The following is a 19203-nucleotide window of genomic DNA, read 5'->3' as shown; positions in this document are numbered from 1 at the left end:
GTGCCGCAGTTCCCGGATGATCCGGGGGAACTGCGGCACGGCGTCGTCGTGTTGTCGGTGCGGGTCGCCCTGCCGGGTGGCCGGGCGGTCCTCGGGCCGCTGGGGCCTTCGGCGGCTAGCGGCTCAGACCGCGTCGCCGCTGGTCTCGGCCGCGGCCGTGGCGGCCGTCTCCGCAGTCTTGGCCGCGGACTGGCTGCCGGGGCCGTCGTAGTCCTCGCCGTAGGCGCCCTTGGAGGGGCGGCGGCGGCGCATGGGCGGCTCGACGCCGTCCGCGAGCCGGCGGGCGGTGACGAGGAAGCCGGTGTGGCCGATCATGCGGTGGTCCGGGCGGACGGCCAGGCCCTCGACGTGCCAGTTGCGGATCATCGATTCCCAGGGCTGCGGTTCGGCGTAGCAGCCGAACTCGCGGATGGATTCGACGGTCCGGGAGAGCTGGGTGGTGGTGGCCACGTAGCAGCAGAGGATGCCGCCGGGGACCAGCGCCTTGGAGACGGCCTCCAGGCACTCCCAGGGGGCGAGCATGTCGAGGATCACGCGGTCGACGTCCGTGTCGGACAGGTTGTCCTGGAGGTCGCCCACGGTCAGCTGCCACGCGGGGTGCGGGCCGCCGAAGTAGCGCTCGACGTTGGCCGTGGCGATCTCGGCGAAGTCGGGGCGGCGCTCGTAGCTGTGGAGCATGCCCTGGTCGCCGATGGCGCGCAGCAGGAAGCTGCTCAGGGAGCCGGAGCCGACGCCTGCCTCGACGACGCGGGCGCCGGGGAAGATGTCGGCGAAGGCCAGGATCTGGCCTGCGTCCTTGGGGTAGACCACGGCGGCACCGCGGGGCATGGACAGGACATAGTCGGGGAGCAGGGGACGCAGCGCGAGGTAGGCGACGTTGCCCGTGGTGCGGACAACGCTTCCCTCGGGGGAGCCGATCAGCTCGTCGTGCGGGAAGGAACCCTTGTGGGTGTGGAAATTCTTCCCGGCTTCGAGCGTGAACGTGTAGTGGCGGCCCTTGGGGTCGGTGAGCTGTACCTGGTCCCCGACCTCGAAGGGCCCGCGTCGGCGGGCGGCACCGGTCGGTTCGGACATGTGACCAGTGTATTGGCTTCAGGACTGGGGCCGCGCCATGGCCTTCACGAAGGCCTTTTCCACGTCGAGGGTGGACAGGACGCCGTAGATGGCGCCGTCGTTCTGGAGGACGAGGTATTCGGTGGCGGGGGTGGTGCGGAGGTGGTCGAGGAGTTCTTCGCCGGTGAGGTCCGCTGAAACCTTCATGCCGTCGGTGAGGTCCTGGGCGAGGGTGCCTGCGGCGACCCAGGGGCGGCGGTGTTCGGGGACGGAGGCGATGGCGCTCTCGCGGACGATGCCGGTGGGGTCTCCGAGTCCGTCGACGATGACGAGGGCGCGGGCGCCGGCTTCGTTGGCGCGGCGGAGGGCTTCGGAGAGGGGGGTGGCGTTCTCGACGGGGATGGCGCGGCGGGTGAGTTTGCGGGCGTGGAGTTCCGGGAGGTGTTCGCGCAGGCGGGCGACGCGGAGGCTGTTGCCGGCTCCGGTCCAGATGATGCCGGCGAGGATCGCGGCGAGGAGGGCGTCCATGACGGTGTCCATGCCGCCGATGTCGTCGGTGGGGTTGCCGAGGGTCCCGGTGGAGTTCAGGAGGGGCAGGCCGAGGAGGACGGCGACGGCGAGGGCGCGGCCGGCCCAGGCGGCGGCGATGGTGCCGGTCATGGGTTTGCCGGTGATGCCCCAGATGACGGCGCGGAGCATGCGGCCGCCGTCGAGGGGGAGGCCGGGGAGGAGGTTGAAGGCGGCGACGAGGAGGTTGGAGATCATGAGGCCGGCGAGGAGGACGCCGGGGACGCTGGCGGGTTCGACGGTTTTCATGCCGAGGTAGAAGGCGCCGGCGAGGAGGAGGGAGAGGAGGGGGCCGACGAAGGCGAGGACGAATTCGCGGCCGGGGGTTTCGGATTCCTTCTCGATTTCGGAGACGCCGCCGAAGAACTGGAGCTGGATGCGGCGTACGGGGAGTTTGAAGCGGAGGGCGGCGATGGTGTGGGCGAGTTCGTGGACGAGGACCGAGGCGTAGAAGGCGACGGCGAAGAAGAGGGCCACGAGGTAGCGCAGGGTGCCGAGGTCGGGGAGGATCCGGTCGAGCTGGTCGCCGAAGACCCAGGTGATGAGGGCGGCGACGAGGAACCAGCTGGGCGAGACGTAGACGGGTACGCCGAAGGGGCGGCCCATGAGGAGTCCGCCGCCCGGTCCTGAGCGGCGGCCCGCGCGCTCGCCGGTTTCGTCGGTGTCTGCCACGGTTGTCCTTCGTTCGCTGCTGTCCGGTGCGGTGGTGCGCCGGTGTTTCCGGTGTCTTTTTCCCGTGGTGCCGGGGTGCACTGTTGCGCGGTGTGATGCTCCGATCATGCAGTGCGAGGGGGGTCGGCGTCGATGGTATGCGCGTGCTGTCGGTGGCGGGTCGTAGGGTTTTGTCCATGACGACGAGCCCCGGCAGCGGTCCGGACGATGCAGTGACCAGTTCCGTGCCCGCTTCGGTGCCCGCTTCGGTGCCCGCTTCGGTGCCCGGTTCGGTGCCCGTGCCCGTGCCCGCACAGGTGCGGGCGGTGGCGGTGGCGCCTTCTTCGCTGTCGCCTTCGCGGGCGAGTGATTTCATGCGGTGTCCGCTGCTGTACCGGTTCCGGGTGATCGACAAGCTGCCGGAGAAGCCGAGTGCGGCGGCGACGCGGGGGACGTTGGTGCACGCGGTGCTGGAGCGGCTCTTCGATCATCCGGCGCCGGAGCGGACGGCTCCGCGGGCGAAGGCGTTGATTCCGGGGCAGTGGGACCGGCTGGTGGAGTCGAAGCCGGAGTTGCTGGAGCTGTTCCCGGAGGGTGATGAGGGGGCGGGGCTGTCGCGCTGGCTGACGGAGGCCGAGGCGCTGGTGGACCGGTGGTTCACGTTGGAGGACCCGACGCGGCTGGAGCCGGTGGAGCGGGAGTTCTTCGTGGAGACGGAGCTGGAGTCGGGGCTGCGGCTGCGCGGGATCATCGACCGGGTGGACGTGGCGCCGACGGGTGAGGTGCGGATCGTCGATTACAAGACGGGGAAGGCGCCGCGGCCGGAGTACGCCGAGGGTGCGCTGTTCCAGATGAAGTTCTACGCGCTGGTGGTGTGGCGGCTGAAGCGGGTGGTGCCGCGGCGGCTGCAGCTGGTGTACCTGGGCAGTGGGGACGTGGTGACGTACGACCCGGTGATCGAGGATCTGGAGCGGATGGAGCGCAAGCTGCTGGCGCTGTGGGACGCGATCCGGGAGGCGACGGAGACGGGTGACTGGCGGCCGCGGCAGTCGAAGCTGTGCGGCTGGTGTGATCATCAGGCGGTGTGTCCGGAGTTCGGTGGTACTCCCCCGGTCTATCCGCTGGCGCTGCCGTCGGCCGGGCGGGGCGAATCCTGATCTTGGCGGCAGGGCAGAATGGGCGGGGTTCCCCGTTGCTGTCCGTATGGGCCCGGTGAACTGCCGAACCCGCTGAGCCCGATGAAGACGAGGTGGACCCCGTGGCGATCCGCGTACTGCTGGTCGACGATCAGCCGCTGCTGCGTACCGGTTTCCGGATGATCCTGGAGGCCGAGCAGGATGTGGCGGTGGTCGGTGAGGCCGGGGACGGTCTGCAGGCGTTGGACCAGGTGCGGGCGTTGCAGCCCGACGTGGTGCTGATGGACATCCGGATGCCGCGGATGGACGGGGTGGAGGCGACGCGGCAGATCACGGGTCCGGGGCGGGACGGTCCGGCGAAGGTGCTGGTGCTGACGACGTTCGATCTGGACGAGTACGTGGTGGAGGCGCTCAGGGCGGGGGCCAGTGGGTTCTTGCTGAAGGATGCGCCGGCGGCGGAGCTGGTGCAGGCGATCCGGGTGGTGGCGGGTGGCGAGGCGATGCTGGCGCCGAGCATCACGCGGCGGTTGCTGGACAAGTACGCGGGGCATCTGCCGTCGGGTGAGGACAGTGTTCCGGACATGATCGCTTCGCTGACGGAGCGCGAGGTCGAGGTGTTGAAGCTGGTGGCCCGGGGTCTGTCGAATGCGGAGATCGCGGCGGATCTGTTCGTGAGTGAGACGACGGTGAAGACGCATGTGGGTCATGTGCTGACGAAGCTGGGTCTGCGTGACCGGGTGCAGGCGGCGGTGTACGCGTATGAGAGCGGTCTGGTGCGTCCGGGGGCCGGTCAGTAGGTTCCCGGGGCGTCGGTGTGGTGCCGGCTACGGGTACGGGCCCGCTTCCGCTGGGTGCGGAGGCGGGCCCGTCGCCGTTGCCGTGGCGGGGTGGTTCAGCCCTTGCTGATCTCCCAGAAGCGGAAGACGGTGGAGGCGTCGAGGGACCACTGCAGGCCGGTCACGTTCTGGCGGGTGACGGCGTACTGCTTGCTCTGCCAGAGCGGGAGCAGGGGGATCTCGTCGGCGACGATGTCCTGGAGGCGGGCGTAGTCGCCGCTGGCGGTGGAGCGGTCGGACTTGGCGGAGGTCGACGGGATGATCGTCCCGGTGATCTCCTTGTTGTCGTAGTTGTTGTGCAGGACGTTGTCGGGGCCGAAGAAGGGCTGCGTGAAGTTGTCGGCGTCGGGGTAGTCGGGGACCCAGCCCTTGACGTAGACGCCGTACTTGCCTTCCTGGATGTCCTTCTCGTACTGCTCGAACTCGACGGATTTGACGTCGGCTTCGAAGAGGCCGCTGTCGTTGAGCTGCTTGGCGATGAGCTGGAATTCCTGGTCGGTGGAGGGGCCGTAGCGGGAGGGCGTCGAGTACAGGGTGATCTTCACCTTGTCCTTGATGCCGGCTGCGCGGAGGGCGGCCTTGGCCTTCTCGGGCTGGGGGGTGCCGCCGTAGCGGTCGAAGAAGGCGGTGGTGTGGGAGGCGATGCCGGCCGGGACGATGGAGTAGAGCGGGGTGGCGGTGCTGTCGTAGACCTCGCGAACGAGGGCTTCGCGGTCGACGAGGTAGGCGATGGCCTTGCGGACGGGGAGCTTTCCGGCGACGGGGTCGGCCGTGTTGAAGACGAGGTGTTCGACTTCGGCTCCGGCGCCCTGGACGACCTCGACCTTCTGGTCGCCGGTCTGGGTGGCGAGGCCGGCGATGTCCTTGGCGGCGAGGCCGCGGAAGGCGAAGTCGACGTCTCCGCTTTCGAGGACCTTCTTGAGGGCGGCCTGGTCCTCGTTGAAGAACTTCATGGTGACGCCGCTGTTCTTCGGCTTGGCCTTGCCGCTGTAGCTGTCGTTGACGGAGAAGGCGGCGCTCTTGTCGTTGATGGAGTCCAGTGTGTAGACGCCGGAGCCGAAGGCCTTGCCGTCGGTGCGGAGTTTGTCCGCGGGGTACTGGGTGTGGTCGACGATGGAGCCGGCGCCGGATGCGATCTTGCTGGGGAAGGTCGCGTCGGGGGCCTTGAGGTGGAAGACGACGGTCTTGTCGTCGGGGGTGTCGATGCTGGCGATCGAGGCGAGCATGACGGCGGGGCCGTTCTCGTCGTTGATCTTGAGGGTGCGCTCGAAGGAGTACTTGACGTCCTTGGCGGTGAGGCTGTTGCCGTTGCTGAACTTCAGGCCGCCGCGCAGGGTGCACACGTAGGTCTTGCTCTCGCCGCCCTCGAAGCCGCAGGACTGTGCGGCGTCGGGTTCGGGGTTGGTGCCGCCCTTGGGGAAGCTGAGCAGGGACTGGAAGACGTTGTTGAAGAGCAGCCAGGAGCCGGGGTCGTAGCCCGAGGCGGGGTCGGTGGCCTTCACCTTGTCGGATATGCCCATGACGACGCCCTTGCCGCTGCCGGCGCTGGAGCCGTCGGTCGCACCGCAACCGCTCAGCAGCGCGGCGGCGGTGGCCGCTCCGAGGGGGGCTGCCAACCACTGGTTCCGTGTCTTCACGCGAACATCCTTCTCAGTCTTACTGGCTCGTCTGGTTCTGGTGCGGGGAGGTGGCACCGGGGCCTGGCGGGGGGTGTCAGCCGCTGACGCCGCGGCCGAGTTCCCACAGCTGGAGGTCGGAGATGGCGTTGACCGACCACTCCACTCCGGTGATCCCGTCGCGTGCGGCGACGTACTGCTTGCCCTGCCACAGGGGCAGGACGGGTACGTCCTCGGCGACGATGTCCTGCATCTCCGCGATCGCGGGTCCGGCGACGCCGCGGTCGACGGCGCGGCGCGATTCGGGGATGAGCTTGGTGCGCACCGTGGTGTTGGCGTACGGGGTGCCGAGGAAGTTGTCCTGCTCCAGGAAGGGTGCGAGGAAGTTGTCGGCGTCGGCGTAGTCGGGGAACCAGCCGAGCCCGTAGGCGGCGTAGTCGCCCTTCTTCTGGGCGGGCCTGAAGGCGGCCCAGTCGGCGCCCTGGACGGTGATGTCGAAGAGCTGGGTGGAGTTCAGCTGGGTCTTGAGGGCTTCGAACTCGGCCGCGGTGCCGTCGCCGTAGTGGTCGTTGGTGTAGTTGAGGGTGAGCTTGACCGGGGTTTTGATCCCGGCGGCCTTCAGCAGGTCGGCGGCTTTGGCGGTGTTGGCTTCGCCGTACTTGTTGAAGAAGGAGTTGACGTGGCCGGTCACGGTGGTGGGGACCAGTGAGTACAGGGGCTGCGCGGACTTGCCGTAGACCTTGGTGATGAGGGCGTTGCGGTCGACGGCTGCGGCGAGGGCCTGGCGTACGGCCTTGTCCTTGACTCCGGGGGCGTCGGTGTTGAAGCCGAGGTAGCGGATCTCCAGGCCGGGCATGGGGACGAGCTTGATGCCCTTGGGGGGCTTGTTGGAGAGTTCGGTGATCTGGGCGGGCGACAGGGTGCGGGAGACCATGTGGATGGTGCCGCGTTCCAGGGCCTTGCCCATGGTGTCGGAGTCGTCGAAGGCGCGGAGTTCGGCCTTGTCGTTCTGGAGCTTCAGGTCGCCCTTGTAGTGCGGGTTCTTGCTGAAGACGGCGCGGACGAGGCGGTTGCCCTTGACTTCGGCCTTCATCGTGTAGGGGCCGGAGCCGTCGACGGTGAAGCCTTCGCGGAGCTTCTTGGCGTCGTACTTCTTGGCGCTGACGATGCCGGCGGCGGGGGTGGAGAGTTTGTACGGGAAGGTGGCGTCGGCGGTCTTCAGGTGGAAGACGACGGTGTCGGCGCCCTTGGTTTCGACGGTGTCGATGGTGGAGAGCAGCGAGGAGGGGCCGTTCTCGTCCTTGATGGCGCGGACCCGCTCGATGGAGAACTTGACGTCCTGGGCGGTCAGGGGGCTGCCGTCGGCGAAGGTGAGGCCGGGGCGCAGGACGCAGCGGTAGCTCTCGTTGCCGGTGTCGGTGAAGCGGCAGTCGTGTGCTGCTTCGGGGACGGGCTGGCCGCCGCCGCGCGGGGTGTGCATCAGCGTCTGGACGGTCTGGCGGAGGATGTTCCAGGTGCCGGCGTCGTAGGCGTAGGCGGGGTCGAGGGGGGCGGGGGCGTAGTCGGCTGCCTCGAACCGGTCGGTGGTGCCGACGACGATCGTTCCGGATCCTGCTCCTGCGCCGCCGGTGCTTCCGCAGGCGGTGAGCGCGGGGGTGAGCAGTCCGGCGGCTGCCGTCAGCGCCATGGTCTTGCGGTTCATGCTGGAAGTACTCCCTCGACCCGGCACTTGTTCAAAGCTGGCGTGGAGGGCATCGCGACGGTCGCCCGTTCTGGGCGGAACGATCGGGCCGGTGGTGTGACGATCGGTCCACGCGGTTCCGGAACAGGGGTGTGTGTCCGGGACGGCTGAGGTGCGGCGCAGTGCCCGGATCGACATTAGTGGCCTGCGGAGGGGTGGCTTGAACCGCGTGGATCGGGGGTGCTGTCGCTGTGTTGCGGGAGTTGACCGGGGGTGCGCGCGGGGTGGTGCGCAGATTCGGTCAGGTGCTGATCAATGGGGACACAAGGGGTGGGGCGGGAGGGCGCGCAGTGGTGCGAAGGGGTCTTTGCGGGTGACAAAGGTCACCTGGGACAACTCCCCCGGTAGGGATGGAATTTCGGCCTCCGGGGAAGTGCGCGGGAGATCCGCCCGCGGGACCTTGGTCCTGGGGGCGGATCTCCCGGTACGGAGTGTGCGCGGTCAGTTGAGCGGAGTGATGAGGGAGCGCAGGAAGGGCAGGTCGACGTCTTCGAGGGAGCGGACGATCGTGCGGCCGGGGGCGGGTGCGATCAGGCCGACGGAGGGGATGGCGACGACTCTGCATCCGGCGGCTTCGGCGGCGGCGACGCCGGTGGCGGTGTCCTCGATGACGGCGCAGCGGGAGGGGTGGGCGCCGAGGGCCTGGGCGGCGAGGAGGTAGGGGTCGGGGTGGGGCTTGGTGCGCGGGACCTCGTCGCCGGCGACGGTCATGGTGAAGCGGTCGCGGCCGAGGGTGAGGAGGACCTGGTCGATGACGCGGCGGTGGGAGGCGGAGACCAGGGCGGTGGGGACGTTGTGGCGGGCGAGTTCGCTCAGGAGGCGTTCGGCGCCGGGCATGAGGGGTACGCGGTCGGCGATGCGGGCTTCGAAGCGCTCGTTGAGCAGGACGCTGAGTTCGGCGAGGCCGATGTCGGCGCCGGTGGCTTCGATGAGGAAGCCGCCGCTGCGGGTCATGGGGCCGCCGACGACGATGTCCCGCCAGGATTCGTCGAGGCGGTGGCCGAGTTCGCCGAAGACGCCGACTTCGATCTCCCACCAGAATCCCTCGGTGTCGACGAGGGTGCCGTCCATGTCGAGCAGCACCGCCTGCAGGGCGTGTCCGTCGGCCGTACGGGCGACGGGGGCGGGGACTGTGCTCGTCATGCGCGCACCTTTCCGGGGGTCCGTTGGGGACGAGAAGGCCGGTCACCTCGCCTCCGGGGGCGTGCCCGGGGGAACAGGTGACCGGCCTGTATGGGACCGACTAGTGTACGCCGGTCCGTCTCGGTGTGCGCTGTATTACGTCGCTGCGTGCGCTGTATTGCGTCGCTGCGTGCGCTGTATTGCGTCGCTGCGTACGTCGGGGTGTGCCTCGGCGTGCCGAGGGTGCCTCAGCGTGCGTTGAAGTACTTGGCTTGGGGGTGGTGGATGACGATGGCGTCGGTGGACTGCTCGGGGTGGAGCTGGAACTCCTCGGAGAGGTGGACGCCGATGCGCTCGGGCTGGAGGAGGTCGGCGATCTTGGCGCGGTCCTCCAGGTCGGGGCAGGCGCCGTAGCCCAGGGAGAAGCGGGCGCCGCGGTACTTCAGGTCGAACATGTCCTCGACCTTGCTGGGGTCCTCGCCGCCGAAGCCGAGCTCGGCGCGGACGCGGGCGTGCCAGTACTCGGCCATGGCTTCGGCGAGCTGGACGGAGAGGCCGTGGAGCTCCAGGTAGTCGCGGTAGGAGTCGGACTCGAACAGCTTGGCGGTGGCCTCGCCGATCTTGGAGCCGACGGTGACGACCTGGAGGCCGACGACGTCGGTCTCGCCGGATTCCTCGGGGCGGAAGAAGTCGGCGAGGCACAGGCGGCGGCCGCGGCGCTGGCGCGGGAAGGTGAAGCGGGTCCGCTCGTTGCCGGCTTCGTCGAGGATGATCAGGTCCTCGCCCTTGGAGACGCAGGGGAAGTAGCCGTAGACGACGGCGGCTTCGAGGAGGTTCTCGGTGTGCAGTTTGTCGAGGAGGCCGCGCAGGCGCGGGCGTCCCTCGCTCTCGACGAGCTCCTCGTAGGTGGCGCCGCCGGCGCGGGCCTGCTTGAGGCCCCACTGGCCCTTGAAGAGGGCGCCTTCGTCGAGCCAGGAGGCGTAGTCCTTGAGCGGGATGCCCTTGACGACGCGGGTGCCCCAGAACGGCGGGGTGGGGACGGGGTTGTCGGTGGAGGTGTCGGAGCGGCCGCCGGGCTCTTCGGTCTCCTCGGCGAGCGCGGGCGTGTCGCGCTTGGCGACGCGGCGCTGCTTGAGTTCGGGGAGGCTGGCGCCGGGGACTCCGCGCTTGACGGCGATGAGGGCGTCCATGAGGCGCAGGCCTTCGAAGGCGTCGCGGGCGTAGCGGACCTCGCCCTCGTAGATCTCGTGGAGGTCCTGTTCGACGTAGGCGCGGGTGAGGGCGGCGCCGCCGAGGATGACCGGGTAGTCGGCCGCCAGCTTGCGCTGGTTGAGCTCCTCCAGGTTCTCCTTCATGATCACCGTGGACTTGACCAGGAGGCCGGACATGCCGATGACGTCGGCCCGGTGTTCCTGGGCGGCTTCGAGGATCGCGGAGACCGGCTGCTTGATGCCGATGTTGACGACGTTGTAGCCGTTGTTGGTCAGGATGATGTCGACGAGGTTCTTGCCGATGTCGTGGACGTCGCCGCGGACGGTGGCCAGGACGATGGTGCCCTTGCCCTCGTCGTCGCTCTTCTCCATGTGCGGTTCCAGGTGGGCCACCGCGGTCTTCATGACCTCGGCGGACTGGAGGACGAACGGCAGCTGCATCTGGCCGGAGCCGAACAGCTCGCCGACGACCTTCATGCCCTCCAGGAGGGTGTCGTTGACGATGTCGAGGGCGGGGCGGGTCTGGAGGGCCTCGTCGAGGTCGGCGCCCAGGCCGTTCTTCTCGCCGTCGATGATGCGGCGCTGCAGGCGCTCGTCGAGCGGCAGGGCGAGGAGTTCCTCGGCGCGGCCGGCCTTCATCGACTTGGTGTTGACGCCTTCGAAGAGGGCCATCAGCTTCTGGAGGGGGTCGTAGCCCTCCGCGCGCCGGTCGTAGATCAGGTCGAGGGCGGTGGTGACCTGTTCCTCGTCGAACCGGGCGATGGGCAGGATCTTGGAGGCGTGGACGATCGCGGAGTCCAGGCCTGCCTTGACGCACTCGTCGAGGAAGACGGAGTTCAGCAGGACGCGGGCGGCCGGGTTGAGGCCGAAGGAGATGTTGGAGAGGCCGAGGGTGGTCTGGACGTCGGGGTGGCGGCGCTTGAGTTCGCGGATCGACTCGATCGTGGCGATGCCGTCCTTGCGGGACTCCTCCTGGCCGGTGCAGATGGTGAAGGTCAGGGTGTCGATGAGGATGTCCGACTCGAGGATGCCCCAGTTGCCGGTGAGGTCCTCGATGAGGCGCTCGGCGATGGCGACCTTGTGTTCGACGCTGCGGGCCTGGCCCTCCTCGTCGATGGTCAGGGCGATCAGTGCGGCGCCGTGCTCCTGGGCCAGCTGGGTGACCTTGGCGAAGCGGGACTCGGGGCCGTCGCCGTCCTCGTAGTTCACGGAGTTGATGACGGCGCGGCCGCCGAGCTTCTCCAGGCCGGCCCGCAGGACGGGGACCTCGGTGGAGTCCAGGACGATGGGCAGGGTGGAGGCGGTCGCGAAGCGTCCGGCGAGCTCCTGCATGTCGGCGACGCCGTCGCGGCCGACGTAGTCCACGCACAGGTCGAGCATGTGCGCGCCTTCGCGGATCTGGTCGCGGACCATCTCCACGCAGTCGTCCCAGCGGGCTTCGAGCATGGCGTCGCGGAACTTCTTGGAGCCGTTCGCGTTCGTGCGCTCGCCGATCGCCATGTACGAGATGTCCTGGCGGAAGGGGACGGTCTGGTAGAGCGAGGAGGCGCCGGGCTCGGGGCGCGGGTCGCGGACGGCCGGGTTCAGGCCGCGGACGCGCTCCACGACCTGGCGCAGGTGCTCGGGGGTGGTGCCGCAGCAGCCGCCGACCAGGGAGAGGCCGTACTCGCGGACGAAGGTTTCCTGGGCGTCGGCGAGCTCGCTCGCGGACAGCGGGTAGTGGGCGCCGTTCTTGCCGAGGACCGGCAGGCCCGCGTTGGGCATGCAGGAGAGCGGGATGCGGGAGTTGCGCGCGAGGTAGCGCAGGTGCTCGCTCATCTCGGCGGGGCCGGTGGCGCAGTTCAGGCCGATCATGTCGATGCCCAGGGGCTCCAGCGCGGTGAGCGCGGCGCCGATCTCCGAGCCGAGGAGCATCGTGCCGGTGGTTTCCACGGTCACGGAGCAGATCAGCGGGACGGAGACGCCGAGGGCCTCCATGGCGCGGCGGGCGCCGACGATGGAGGACTTGGTCTGCAGCAGGTCCTGGGTGGTTTCCACGAGGAGCGCGTCGGCGCCGCCTGCGATCAGGCCTTCGGCGTTGATCTGGTAGGCGTCGCGGATGGTGCCGTAGTCGATGTGGCCCAGGGTGGGCAGCTTGGTGCCGGGGCCCATCGAGCCGAGGACCCAGCGCTGCTGTCCGGTGGAGGCGGTGAACTCGTCGGCGACCTCGCGGGCGATCCGGGCGCCGGCCAGCGACAGCTCGTGATTGCGGTGGGCGATGTCGTACTCGGCGAGGGCCGCGTAGTTCGTGCCGAAGGTGTTGGTCTCGACGCAGTCGACGCCGGCCTCGAAGTACTCGCGGTGCACGTTGGCCACGATGTCGGGGCGGGTGACGCTGAGGACCTCGTTGCAGCCTTCGAGCTGTTCGAAGTCTTCCAGGGTGGGGTCCTGGGCCTGGAGCATGGTTCCCATGGCTCCGTCGGCGACGACCACGCGGGTCGCCAGTGCCTGGCGGAGGGCATCGGCCCGGGTCTGGGTGTCTGCGGGCGGGTTCGGCAACGAGGCCATGGTTGAGCTCCCTGGGATGCGACGGCTGTCGGCTTTGCACCCCCTCTGTGTCAAGGGTGCACGCGGCCAGGGTAACGGTGCACAACGAACCCCGGTGAGGGTGTCCCACGTGGCGGACTGCATTCTGTGCCCGGGGGGCGGCGGCTTTCGGCCGGGCCCCATGGACGAGGCGCTGGACGGGGCGCTGGACGGGGCGCTGGGCGACGCGCTGGGCGACTCGGCCCTCGGGCACTCGCCCTCGTCATGCAAGAAGTCGGCATCGACCGATAGTGTTCAGCATTGTCGAACTACGTCAGCAGGAGGCTGCGCGATGGCACGGAACATCCAGTCGCTCGAACGAGCCGCTGCGATGCTGCGGCTCCTGGCGGGCGGCGAGCGCCGGCTGGGCCTCTCGGACGTGGCCTCTTCCCTGGGCCTGGCCAAGGGCACGGCCCACGGGATCCTGCGCACGCTGCAGGCCGAGGGCTTCGTCGAGCAGGACCCGGCCTCGGGCCGCTACCAGCTCGGCGCGGAGCTGCTGCGCCTGGGCAACAGCTATCTGGACGTCCACGAGCTGCGGGCGCGCGCCCTGGTGTGGACGGACGATCTGGCCCGCGCGAGCGGGGAGAGCGTGTACGTGGGGGTGCTGCACAAGAGCGGGGTGCTGATCATGCACCACGTGTTCCGGCCGGACGACAGCCGTCAGGTGCTGGAGGTGGGCGCCATGCAGCCGCTGCACTCCACGGCCCTGGGCAAGGTGCTGTCCGCGTACGACCCGGTGGCGCACACGCAGGTCACGGAGGTGGAGCGGGAGGCGTTCACCCCCCGTACGGTCACCGACGGAGCCGCCTTCGAGGAGGTGCTGGAGCTGATCCGGGCCCGGGGCTGGGCGGGCGACGTCGAGGAGACCTGGGACGGGATCGCCTCGGTGGCGGCCCCCATCCACGATCGGCGCAGGATGCCGGTCGGCGCGGTGGCCGTGGCGGGCGCCGTGGAACGCGTGTGCGGGGAGTCCGGGGAGCCGCGGGCGTCCCTGGTGGCCTCCGTACGGGACTGCGCGCGGGCGGTTTCCCGCGATCTCGGGGCGGGCCGGTTCTGATCCCGGCCTGACGCCCGCCGCTCCACCTGACCACCCAAGAGCCACACCTAAGTGGCATTTGGGTGGTTTTTGGCGTTTGATGATCACTTATTGGCGCGATTCGTTCGATCACACCGACCGGTAACAATCCGGCTCATTGGCCTGGTCAACCCTTGACGCCCGCTTCACCTGGGCGGAAAACTGCCGTTCATCGGTCGGCATTGCCGAACACCTACCGGCAATACGCGTTAGGGTGTGGCAAGGCCAAGGACCGGTGCAGCACTCACCGAGTGCGTGGACCGCCGGAGGGACCCGGCGGCCACCACCCCTGAACGACAAAGGAGTCGCGGGTGTCCAGCTCCGACATCTTCATCGGCGAGACCATCGGTACCGCCCTGCTCACCCTGCTCGGTGGCGGCGTGTGCGCCGCACTGACGCTCAAGAGCTCCAAGGCCCGGGGCGCCGGCTGGCTCGCGATCACCTTCGGCTGGGGTTTCGCCGTCCTGATCGCCGCCTACGTCTCCGCGCCGCTCTCCGGTGCGCACCTGAACCCGGCCGTCACCGTCGGCATCGCGATCAAGGACGGCGCCTGGGGCGACGTGCCGGTCTACTTCGCCGGCCAGCTGCTCGGCGCCATGATCGGCGCGGTTTTGATGTGGCTCGCCTACTACGGCCAGTTCCGGGCGCACCTGGCCGACCCGGAGCACATCCGTGACGCCAAGCTCGGTCCCGAGGACCCGCACCCCCATGACGTGGCCGGCCCGGTGCTCGGGATCTTCGCCACGGGCCCCGAGATCCGCAACGTCGTCCAGAACCTGACGACCGAGATCATCGGCACCGCCGTCCTGGTCCTGGCCATCCTGACCCAGGGCCTGCAGGACGACGGCAAGGGCCTCGGCGTCATCGGCGTCCTGATCACCTCGCTGGTGGTCGTCGGCATCGGCCTCTCGCTCGGCGGCCCGACCGGCTACGCCATCAACCCGGTGCGCGACCTCGGCCCGCGCATCGTCCACTCCCTGCTGCCGCTGCCCAACAAGGGCGGCTCGGACTGGAGCTACTCCTGGATCCCGGTCCTCGGCCCCCTCGCGGGCGCCGCGCTCGCCGGCGGTCTGTACAACATCGCGTTCGCCTGATCAGCAATCGGCACCACGGCACCATCCGCACCGCCATTCTGATTCCGCCTACTTCGACACCTGCCAGGAGCAGCCACCATGACCAGCAGCACCGGCCCCTTCATCGCCGCGATCGACCAGGGCACCACCTCTTCCCGCTGCATCGTCTTCGACCGTGACGGACGCATCGTCTCGGTCGACCAGAAGGAGCACGCGCAGATCCTCCCCCAGCCGGGCTGGGTCGAGCACGACGCCACCGAGATCTGGACCAACGTCCAGGAGGTCGTCGCCGGGGCCCTGTCCAAGGGCGACATCGACCCGGCCGAAGTCAAGGCCGTGGGCATCACCAACCAGCGCGAGACCACCCTCCTGTGGGACCGCCACACCGGCGAGCCGGTCCACAACGCGCTGGTGTGGCAGGACACCCGCACCGACGCCCTGTGCAAGGAGCTCGGCCGCAACGTCGGCCAGGACCGCTTCCGCCGCGAGACCGGCCTTCCGCTGGCGAGCTACTTCGCCGGTCCCAAGATCCGCTGGCTGCTCGACAACGTCGAGGGCCTGCGCGAGCGCGCCGAGGCCGGGGACATCCTCTTCGGCACCATGGACTCCTGGGTCATCTGGAACCTGACCGGCGGCGCCGAGGGCGGCGTGCACGTCACCGACGTCACCAACGCCTCGCGCACCATGCTCTTCAACCTGCACACCATGGCCTGGGACGAGCGCATCGCCGAGTCCATGGAGGTGCCCCTCAACGTCCTCCCGGAGATCAGGTCCTCCGCCGAGGTCTACGGCCACGTCAAGGAGGGCGTCCTCGCGGGCGTCCCGGTCGCCTCGGCGCTCGGCGACCAGCAGGCCGCGCTGTTCGGCCAGACCTGTTTCGCCGAGGGCGAGGCGAAGTCCACGTACGGCACCGGAACGTTCATGCTGATGAACACCGGCGACAAGATCATCAACTCCTACAGCGGCCTGCTGACCACGGTCGGCTACCAGATCGGCGACCAGAAGCCGGTCTACGCGCTGGAGGGCTCCATCGCCGTCACCGGCTCGCTCGTCCAGTGGATGCGCGACCAGATGGGCATGATCAAGACCGCGGCCGAGATCGAGACCCTGGCCTCCTCGGTGGACGACAACGGCGGCGCCTACTTCGTACCGGCCTTCTCCGGCCTGTTCGCCCCGTACTGGCGCTCCGACGCCCGCGGCGTGATCGCCGGCCTCACCCGGTACGTCACCAAGGCGCACATCGCCCGTGCCGTCCTGGAGGCCACCGCCTGGCAGACCCGCGAGATCACCGACGCCATGACCAAGGACTCGGGCGTCGAGCTCGCGGCCCTGAAGGTCGACGGCGGCATGACCTCCAACAACCTGCTGATGCAGACCCTCTCCGACTTCGTGGACGCCCCCGTGGTGCGCCCGATGGTCGCCGAGACCACCTGCCTCGGCGCCGCCTACGCCGCCGGCCTGGCCGTCGGCTTCTGGCCCGACACCGACGCCCTGCGCGCCAACTGGCGCCGCGCGGCGGAGTGGACCCCGCGGATGCCCGCCGAGCAGCGGGAGCGCGAGTACAAGAGCTGGCTCAAGGCCGTGGAGCGGTCCATGGGCTGGGTCGACGACGAAGACGCCAGCTGACCGCACAGCGGCGCAATTCGACGAGCAAGTAGGAGTCAACGGATATGAGCACCCTGCAGAGCGTCCCCACCCTGGGTACGCACCCGACCGCCGGTTCGAACGCGAGCCGCGCCGAGACCCGTGAGCAGCTGGCGAAGGCCACGTACGACCTGCTGGTCATCGGCGGTGGGATCCTGGGCACCTCGGTGGCCTGGCATGCCGCGCAGTCGGGTCTGCGGGTCGCCATGGTGGACGCCGGCGACTTCGCCGGCGCCACGTCCTCGGCCTCCTCCAAGCTCGTCCACGGCGGCCTGCGCTACCTGCAGACCGGTTCGGTCAAGCTGGTCGCCGAGAACCACCACGAGCGCCGGGTGCTGGCCAAGGACGTGGCCCCGCACCTGGTCAACCCGCTCACCTTCTACCTCCCCGTGTACAAGGGCGGTCCGGTGGGCGCGGCGAAGCTGGGCGCGGGCGTGTTCGCGTACTCGGCGCTGTCGGCGTTCGGCGACGGCATGGGCAAGATCATTTCTCCGGCCCGTGCCGCCGCCGACAACCCGGGGCTGAAGACGGACAACCTGAAGGCCGTCGCGGTCTACTACGACCACCAGATGAACGACTCGCGGGTGGCCGTCATGACGGTCCGCGCGGCCGTGGAGTCGGGCGCGGTCGTCCTGAACCACGCCGAGGTCACCGGGCTGCGCATGACGCGCGGCCGGGTCTCGGGCGCCGAGCTCAAGGACCGCCTGGACGGCACCGAATTCGGTGTGGACGCCCGCGTGGTGCTGAACGCCACCGGCCCGTGGGTGGACCACCTGCGGCGCATGGAGGACAAGCACTCGATGCCGTCCATCCGGCTGTCCAAGGGCGCGCACATCGTGATGAAGCGCAAGTCGCCGTGGAAGGCCGCCATGGCCACCCCGATCGACAAGTACCGCATCACCTTCGCCCTGCCGTGGGAGGACCAGCTGCTGCTGGGCACCACCGACGAGGTGTACGAGGGCGACCCGGCGGACGTGCGCGCCACCGAGGGCGACATCCAGCAGATCCTGGACGAGGCGGCCTTCTCGGTGAAGGACGCGGACCTGGACCGCTCGCTGATGACGTACGCCTTCGCTGGCCTGCGCGTGCTGCCCGGCGGCCCGGGCGGGGTGGAGAAGGCCAAGCGCGAGACGGTCGTCTCCGAGGGCGCGGGCGGCATGCTGTCGGTGGCCGGCGGCAAGTGGACCACGTACCGGCACATCGGCCGCGTGGTCATGGACAAACTGGCCAAGCTTCCGGGCAGCCCGCTGACCGAGGACATGGAGCCGGTGAAGTCCCTCGTACGACGGATCGCGCTGCCCGGTGTCGCCAACCCGAACGCGGTAGCCCACCGGCTGCTCGTGGACCGCGAGCCGGGCTCCCGGATGGACCCGCTGACCGCGCGCCACCTGGCCTCGCACTACGGTTCGCTGGCCTTCGACATCGCGCGGCTCGCCAACGAGGACCCGGCGCTGGCCGAGCGGATCCACCCGGACGGGCCGGAGATCTGGGCGCAGGTCGCGTACGCCCGGGACAACGAGTGGGCCGAGACGGCGGACGACGTGCTGCGCCGCCGTACGACGGTGACGGTCCGCGGTCTGGACACCGCGGAAGTGCGCGGCCGGGTCGAGGAGATGCTGGCCCGCAAGGCATAGCCGGTGACGTGAGTGGGCAGAGGGGCGGTTCCAGGGGGAACCGCCCCTCTGTCGTGGGCTGTGGCCGGTGCCTCATCAAGGCTTAGGCTGACCCACGTACACAAGGGAACTTCGGAAGGAGACCTGGGTGATCGAGCTTGAGGGCGTGCCCGAGCTGATCGACCCGGTCATGGTGGCCGCGTTCGAGGGCTGGAACGACGCGGGTGACGCGGCTTCCGGTGCGGTCGCACACCTGGACCGGGAGTGGAAGGGCGAGGTCTTCGCGGCTCTGGATGCCGAGGACTACTACGACTTCCAGGTCAACCGGCCGACGGTGTGGCTGGACAACGGGGTACGGAAGATCACATGGCCGACGACCCGGCTGTCGGTGGTCCGGATCGGCGGGACCAAACCGCGCGACCTGGTGCTGGTGCGGGGCATCGAACCGTCCATGCGGTGGCGTTCGTTCTGCAACGAGATCCTGGGCTTCGCCCATGAGCTGGGCGTGGAGATGGTCGTCATCCTGGGGGCGCTGCTGGGCGACACCCCGCACACCCGCCCGGTGCCGGTCAGCGGGGTGACCTCGGACGCGGATCTGGCGCGGACGATGGACCTGGAGGAGACCAAGTACGAGGGCCCGACCGGGATCGTGGGCATCCTCCAGGAGGCCTGCACCCATGCCGGGGTGCCGGCGGTGTCCCTGTGGGCGGCGGTGCCGCACTACGTGTCGCAGCCGCCGAACCCGAAGGCGACCCTCGCGCTGCTGAACCGGCTGGAGGATCTGATCGACATCCGGATCCCGCTGGGCGAACTCCCCGAGGACGCGCGGGCGTGGCAGCTGGGCGTGGACCAACTGGCCGCGGAGGACTCCGAGGTGGCGGAGTACGTCCAGACGCTGGAGGAGGCGCGGGACACCGCGGATCTGCCGGAGGCGTCCGGGGATGCGATCGCCCGGGAGTTCGAGCGGTACCTGCGGCGGCGGGATCCTTCCGCCGGCGCGGAGCCGGGGGACGGGTCGTATCTGCGGGACACCTCCGGTGGGCTGCCGCGTACGCCGAAGCGGAAGCCGGATCATCCGTCCGGTCCCGGGGACGAGCCCCCGGCTCCCCCGGCGGCCGCGCCGGAGGAAGAAGACACGCCTCCGGAGGCGTAGCCGTGTGAGGGGGGCGGGGCAGGGGGTTTTTCTCCCCGCCCCGCCCTTTCGCCGTTTCCCGGGGGGCGGCCCCGCGGCCCCCCCCCCCACCCCCCCGCGGGGGGGGGGGTGGGGGAGGGCCACCCACACCCCCCCCACGGGTGG

General features: G+C 69.6%; 13 protein-coding genes. 7 read left to right on the top strand and 6 right to left on the bottom strand.

Going from position 1 to position 19203, the window contains the following annotated elements; genetic code table 11:
* Positions 1-123 precede the first annotated feature (123 nt).
* Entirely contained in the window at positions 124-1074 is a 951-nt protein-coding gene (locus tag ACFWNV_RS33915) for a tRNA (adenine-N1)-methyltransferase (RefSeq protein WP_383954516.1), read from the bottom strand.
* Between the two features lie 18 nt (positions 1075-1092).
* Entirely contained in the window at positions 1093-2292 is a 1200-nt protein-coding gene (locus ACFWNV_RS33910; protein WP_383954514.1) for a site-2 protease family protein, read from the bottom strand.
* Between the two features lie 176 nt (positions 2293-2468).
* Here ACFWNV_RS33910 and ACFWNV_RS33905 point away from each other — a divergent pair, with 176 nt between their 5' ends.
* On the top strand, positions 2469-3428 hold the full coding sequence (locus tag ACFWNV_RS33905) for a RecB family exonuclease (protein ID WP_383954512.1): 960 nt from the start codon (positions 2469-2471) through the stop codon (positions 3426-3428).
* 101 nt (positions 3429-3529) lie between these two features.
* Entirely contained in the window at positions 3530-4204 is a 675-nt protein-coding gene (locus tag ACFWNV_RS33900; protein WP_243334010.1) for a response regulator transcription factor, read from the top strand.
* A gap of 95 nt (positions 4205-4299) precedes the next feature.
* On the opposite strand, the gene ACFWNV_RS33895 is transcribed toward ACFWNV_RS33900, so the two are convergent.
* From ACFWNV_RS33895 to metH, 4 genes are all read right to left on the bottom strand, one after another.
* Positions 4300-5880 (bottom strand): ABC transporter substrate-binding protein, encoded by a 1581-nt coding sequence (locus ACFWNV_RS33895; RefSeq protein WP_383954510.1) that lies wholly within the window; start codon positions 5878-5880, stop codon positions 4300-4302.
* Between the two features lie 76 nt (positions 5881-5956).
* Positions 5957-7561, bottom strand: coding sequence for an ABC transporter substrate-binding protein (locus tag ACFWNV_RS33890; protein ID WP_383954508.1), 1605 nt, complete (start codon positions 7559-7561; stop codon positions 5957-5959).
* A gap of 480 nt (positions 7562-8041) precedes the next feature.
* Complete coding sequence (locus tag ACFWNV_RS33885; protein ID WP_383954506.1) at positions 8042-8743, bottom strand: HAD family hydrolase; 702 nt, start codon at positions 8741-8743, stop codon at positions 8042-8044.
* A 227-nt stretch (positions 8744-8970) separates the two neighbouring features.
* Positions 8971-12480 carry a methionine synthase gene (metH, locus tag ACFWNV_RS33880; protein WP_383954504.1) on the bottom strand — a complete coding sequence of 1170 codons (3510 nt, stop codon included), beginning with the start codon at positions 12478-12480 and terminating at the stop codon, positions 8971-8973.
* 310 nt (positions 12481-12790) lie between these two features.
* Between metH and ACFWNV_RS33875 the strand changes: the two genes are divergently transcribed.
* The 5 genes from ACFWNV_RS33875 to ACFWNV_RS33855 all read left to right on the top strand — a co-directional run bounded on the left by ACFWNV_RS33875 (position 12791) and on the right by ACFWNV_RS33855 (position 19059).
* Entirely contained in the window at positions 12791-13558 is a 768-nt protein-coding gene (locus ACFWNV_RS33875; RefSeq protein WP_383954502.1) for an IclR family transcriptional regulator, read from the top strand.
* Between the two features lie 329 nt (positions 13559-13887).
* Complete coding sequence (locus ACFWNV_RS33870; RefSeq protein WP_383954500.1) at positions 13888-14670, top strand: MIP/aquaporin family protein; 783 nt, start codon at positions 13888-13890, stop codon at positions 14668-14670.
* A 78-nt stretch (positions 14671-14748) separates the two neighbouring features.
* Positions 14749-16275: a glycerol kinase GlpK gene (gene glpK / locus ACFWNV_RS33865; protein ID WP_383954498.1), complete on the top strand. Its 1527-nt coding sequence runs from the start codon at positions 14749-14751 to the stop codon at positions 16273-16275.
* Positions 16276-16319: 44 nt separating this feature from the next.
* On the top strand, positions 16320-17927 hold the full coding sequence (locus tag ACFWNV_RS33860) for an FAD-dependent oxidoreductase (RefSeq protein WP_383954496.1): 1608 nt from the start codon (positions 16320-16322) through the stop codon (positions 17925-17927).
* Positions 17928-18054: 127 nt separating this feature from the next.
* The gene (locus tag ACFWNV_RS33855) at positions 18055-19059 is read left to right on the top strand and encodes a PAC2 family protein (protein ID WP_383954494.1); all 1005 of its coding nucleotides are present in this window, start codon (positions 18055-18057) and stop codon (positions 19057-19059) included.
* Positions 19060-19203: the final 144 nt, after the last annotated feature.

The sequence above is a fragment of the Streptomyces sp. NPDC058401 genome, assembly GCF_042722885.1.
Lineage (GTDB): Bacteria > Actinomycetota > Actinomycetes > Streptomycetales > Streptomycetaceae > Streptomyces.
Note: the sequence above shows the minus strand (reverse complement) of the source record. Positions and strands in the feature narration are given on the sequence as shown.